This is a genomic window from Dietzia sp. DQ11-44, assembly GCF_014145205.1.
GTDB classification, from domain to species: domain Bacteria; phylum Actinomycetota; class Actinomycetes; order Mycobacteriales; family Mycobacteriaceae; genus Dietzia; species Dietzia natronolimnaea.
In genome coordinates this window covers 1-4,187 of record NZ_JAALEC010000341.1, presented here as the reverse complement: position 1 = coordinate 4,187, position 4,187 = coordinate 1, and the positions used below count along the sequence as shown (strand labels likewise).

Below are 4,187 nucleotides of genomic sequence, written 5' to 3'. Positions count from 1 at the left end.
GGGTGGACGGGCGAGCGGATGTGGAGTGGGGACGAGCGCGCGACCCGCGCGCGAGGGCGTGCGATGCCGTTTGCGTGCCGTTTGGTGATTTCCTCCAGTAAAAGCCTGGTCGAGCGCCGGAACTGCGCGGATAGAGCTCCATGCACTTGGCCATCCGCACAACGCCGTCCCCACGTCGATTCTTCGTTAAGGCGGTGCATTCACTAGGCTCAGCGTGTTCACATGACAAATGAAGAGGGAGAGGGGCAGATTTGCTGAGCTCTACAGCGCTGAGCGCAACGGCCGTGGTTCTACTTCTGGTGTTGTTCTACGGCGGCACCATGGTCATGTCCACACGGATCGCCAAGAGGAAAGAGAACGCCGACAGCTTCATGACCGCCGGCCACAAGATCGGGTTCGGGATCTCGGCCGCGTCGATGACCGCCACGTGGATCTGGGCGTCCTCCATGTACGCCTCGGTCAACTCCGGATACCTCTACGGCATTTCAGGGCCGATCCACTACGGGTTCTGGGGAGCCCTGATGATCCTGTTCATCTATCCCTTCGGTAAACGCATCCGCGAGGTCGCCCCGCAGGCGCACACCCTCGCGGAGGTCATGTTCGCCCGCCACGGTAGGTCCTCCCAGTTCATGCTGGCCGGATCCAACATCCTGGGTTCCGTCATCTCGTTGACGTCGAACTTCATCGCCGGTGGCGCGCTGATCTCCATGCTCAGCCCGTTCAGCTTCATCCAGGGCGTGATCGTGATCGCCTCAGGTGTCCTGCTCTATACGCTGTGGTCGGGCTTCCGCGCCTCGGTGCTCACCGACTTCGCGCAGGTGGTGGCGATGCTCGGTGCGGTGATCATCATCGTGCCGTCCATGTTCTTCTTCCTCGGCGGGATCGACCTGTTCACCAGCGGGGCTGACAATCTGACGCCGCAGCAGCAGTCGTTCTTCTCCTCGGACGCTTTCCTCAACCAGGGTGCGCCGTACATCGCGGCTGTGCTCGCCTACGCGATCGGCAACCAGACCATCGCGCAGCGGCTGTTCGCGGTGCGCGAGGACCTGATCAAGCCGACCTTCATCACCGCGACCATCGGTTACGGCGCGACGATCATCGGCATCGGCATGGTCGGTGTGCTGGCGCTCTACGCGGGTATCGACCCCGTCGACGGTGACCCCAACAACGTGCTTCCCCAGGTGGCGGCGGAGTACCTGCCGGGCTTCCTGGTCGCGGTGTTCTTCATCATGATCATCGGTTCGCTCTCCTCGACCGCGGACTCGGACCTGTCCGCGATGTCGTCGATCGCGATGAGCGACCTCTACGGTCAGGGTCTGCGCGGCCGTGGCAAGCTGCCCAACCCCCGCGTGATGCTCATCGTCGGCCGCATCACCATGATCCTGGCGACGGCGGCCGCGCTGATCTTCGCCAACATCAGGTTCAACATCCTCGATCTGTTGGTGTTCGTGGGCGCTCTGTGGGGCGCGTTGGTGTTCCCGGTGATCGCGAGCTTCTACTGGAAGAAGGTCACCAACTCGGCCTTCACCGTCTCCGTGCTGGTCGCTCTGGCGGTATTCCTGCCCACCCGCTTCGGGCTGATCCCGGACTCCGGCGTGCTGGCATACGCCGTCGAGGCGCTCGCCGTGGTGGGTGTGGGCGTGGTCCTGGGCCTGATGGTGTTCGGCTTCCTCGGACTCAGGCCGGCGCTCGTCGTGGCCGTGATCGCGGCCCTCGGCAGCGCGCCGTTCATCCTCGGCTTCCTGCGTGACTACGACACGCTCACGGCCTCACTCGTCGCGTACGCGGTCAGCACGATCGTCTGCGTGGCGATGTCGTACCGCAGTTCGATGGACTACGACTTCGACGAGATCGCGCTGGCCACCGCCGATTACGACACCGACGCGGTGGCGGAGGAGCTCGCCGACGCCGACGCCAGGAACACGGCCGAGAACACGAACGATGACGACGACGACGTCGTCCGCGTCTAGGAGAGGAACCGCAGATGACACCGATACTTCTGACGATCTATGTCCTGATCTGGCCCGTGATCGTGGCCGGCGTCCTGGCCGTCCTGGTGGGAGCCTTCATCAGGGAGGCCGCCGAGGCCAAGCGGGACGGCGTGCCGATCATCTGAGCGTGCTCGACGGCACTACGGGTGTGCCCCCTCGCCGAATCCGGTGAGGGGGCACACCCGTGTCAGGAGGGGGGTCGGTCAGCTGTGGAAGATCCGTCGGTAGGCCGCGTTCATGGCGGGGGCGGGCAGGCGCCGGTAGGCGTTGCGGGCGAGGTAGTTGGCCACGGCGCGGGGACGGGAGATCATGCCCGCGTCGAGGAGGGTGCGTTGAATGGTGCGCTCGGAGGCCGTGAGCTGGCGGCTCTTGCGACGGGAGAACTGCGCATCAGTGACGCGGAACTTCACCAGCGGTTCGGGCAGGTTGTGCAGGCGGTAGCCCGCGCCGATCAGGCGGATCATCAGGTCGTAGTCCTCCTGGTAGGGCACGTGGCGGTACCCGCCGACGGCGCGGATGGCGTCGGTGCGGGCCAGCAGGGACGGGTTGTTGACCGGGTTGTTGATGCGCGCGTAGCGGGCGATGTCCTCGTGCTCGGTGGGCAGGGCGCGCATGGCCTTCGGGTGCTCCGGGTCGGTGTCGAACTCGAGCATCGCCGAACCCAGGACGTCCACCCCGAGCGTGCGGGCGGCGTCGAGTTGCCGCTCGAACCGCTCGGGCAGGGAGATGTCGTCGGCGTCCTGGCGGGCGACCCAGCTGGTCCGGACCTCGTCGAACCCGCGTTGGGACGCCGCGGCGGCGCCGAGGTTCTGGGGTAGCGCGAACCGCCGCAGGTCCGGGGTGGAGTCCAGGACCTCACGCAGCGCGGGCGACAGGGGACCGTCCTCCACCACGATCACCTCAGCGGGCTGAACCGTCTGCGCGTGCACACTGTCCAGGGCATCGCGGAGCTGCGAGGGCGCGATCGCGTGGTAGACGGTGAGCAGGACGGACAGTTCGGGGTCACGCATCGAGGTCCTCGCGGTCGGTCTGGGGGCGGGCAGGGTGCCGACGCCTGCGAGCAGTATCGCGGAGACAGGGGGTCTCTTCCGTCAGGCGTACCGCGAGGCGGCGGATGGCCGGGAGCAGCGGCGGGTGGCCGGGAGCAGCGGCGGATGGCCGGGAACAGCGGCGGGAGAACAAGAAAAGCTGCGGGCGCCTCAGGCCAGCAGCGAGGCGTCCACCTCGTCCCACGAGCTCGCGCCGCACAGGGACAGCGTGAGGTCGATCTCGGCGAGCAGGTTGTCGAGCACCTCGCCCACCCCCCGCTGCCCGGCGATGGCCAGACCGTAGATGTGCGGCCGACCGATCGTCACGGCGTCCGCGCCACACGCCATGGCCTTGACCACGTCCGTGCCGTTGCGGATGCCGGAGTCCAGCAGCAGGGTCGGCTCGGGGCCGACGGCCTCGCGGATGCGGACGAGGGCGTCCAGCGTGCCGATGGACCCGTCCACCTGCCGGCCTCCGTGGTTGGAGACCATGACCGCGTCGACGCCCATGTCAAAGGCCCGCCGGGCGTCCTCCGGGTGCAGGACTCCCTTGAGGACGACCGGTAGCCGGGTCCGGTCCCGCAGCGTGGCGATGTGGTCCCAGTTCAGCGCCGGGTTGGAGAACGTGTCGAGGAAGGTCTGGACGGCGGCGCGGGTCTCGGGGGCGGTGAGGTTCCTGCGCAGCCCGCCCGGGTGGTTCCGGGCCATCTCGAGCAGCGTCACGACGGCCTTCGGCGTGACCTTGACCGCGTCGGGGTCCGTGCCGGCGCCGGCGGCGGTCTCACGCGCGACCCGGTCGGCCACCATCTCGGCGAAGCGGGGGTCGGAGGTGTACTGGGCGATCCCGACCCCCCTCGTGAACGGGAGCGATCCCAGGTCGAGATCCCACGGCCGCCAGCCGAGCGTCGTGGTGTCGAGGGTGACGACCAGCGCCCCGGCGCCCGCGGCCTCCGCCCGGGAGATGAAGCTGTCGACAAGCTGCTCGTCCCTGCTCCAGTACAGCTGGAACCAGCGCGGCCCGTCCTTCATCGCCGCGGCAGTGGCCTCCATCGGCGACGAGCCCTGGGAGGACAGGATGTACGGCAGTCCGCGCTCGGCCGCGGCGCGCCCGATGTGGACGTCGGCGTCGCGGCGCACCAGGCCCGCGGCGCCGATCGGTGCGACCAGG

4 protein-coding genes are annotated in these 4,187 nt (G+C 67.9%); 2 read left to right on the top strand and 2 right to left on the bottom strand.

The genetic code is table 11. From position 1 onward, the window contains the following. Positions 1 to 326 precede the first annotated feature (326 nt). Together G6018_RS09195 and G6018_RS17390 are read left to right on the top strand one after the other, a co-directional pair. Positions 327 to 1,970, top strand: coding sequence for a sodium:solute symporter family protein (locus G6018_RS09195; RefSeq protein ID WP_182616200.1), 1,644 nt, complete (start codon positions 327 to 329; stop codon positions 1,968 to 1,970). 14 nt (positions 1,971 to 1,984) lie between these two features. Then, the gene (locus tag G6018_RS17390; RefSeq protein ID WP_218873259.1) at positions 1,985 to 2,116 is read left to right on the top strand and encodes a putative transporter small subunit; all 132 of its coding nucleotides are present in this window, start codon (positions 1,985 to 1,987) and stop codon (positions 2,114 to 2,116) included. A 78-nt stretch (positions 2,117 to 2,194) separates the two neighbouring features. On the opposite strand, the gene G6018_RS09190 is transcribed toward G6018_RS17390, so the two are convergent. After that, complete coding sequence (locus G6018_RS09190; protein ID WP_179525781.1) at positions 2,195 to 3,001, bottom strand: glycosyltransferase; 807 nt, start codon at positions 2,999 to 3,001, stop codon at positions 2,195 to 2,197. Between the two features lie 189 nt (positions 3,002 to 3,190). Further along, on the bottom strand, positions 3,191 to 4,187 hold a 997-nt coding region (locus G6018_RS09185; RefSeq protein ID WP_182639442.1), incomplete at its 5' end, for an alpha-hydroxy-acid oxidizing protein.

Bases quoted from the DNA above. Each gene is read 5' to 3' on its own strand.
- G6018_RS09190 (WP_179525781.1), bottom strand. From the start codon at position 3,001: ATGCGTGACCCCGAACTGTCCGTCCTGCTCACCGTCTACCACGCGATC.
- G6018_RS09195 (WP_182616200.1), top strand. From the start codon at position 327: ATGTCCACACGGATCGCCAAGAGGAAAGAGAACGCCGACAGCTTCATG.
- G6018_RS17390 (WP_218873259.1), top strand. From the start codon at position 1,985: ATGACACCGATACTTCTGACGATCTATGTCCTGATCTGGCCCGTGATC.